Source organism: Clostridium sp. C8-1-8 (assembly GCF_009928445.1).
Lineage (GTDB): Bacteria > Bacillota > Clostridia > Clostridiales > Clostridiaceae > Clostridium_AR.
Map to the genome: position 1 here is coordinate 1 of NZ_JAABNO010000111.1, position 208 is coordinate 208.

Annotated in this window: 1 pseudogene; it reads left to right on the top strand. The window is 38.9% G+C overall.

Going from position 1 to position 208, the window contains the following annotated elements:
* Positions 1-208, top strand: a pseudogene (locus GXK57_RS26310) (hypothetical protein); the annotation flags it as partial.

The following is a 208-nucleotide window of genomic DNA, read 5'->3' on the forward strand; positions in this document are numbered from 1 at the left end:
AAAATAAAAAGGTTACTGATACAATGACTGGGCCAGTAAGATATAAGGCTCATGTAGAAGGACTAGGATGGCAAAATTACGTATCAGAGGGGCAAATTGCCGGAACAGTAGGACAAGGTCTTAGAGTTGAAGCAATAAATATTAATAGAGGTGGATTACCACAAGGAGCTAGAATAAAGTATCAGGTACATGTTCAAGACATAGGCTG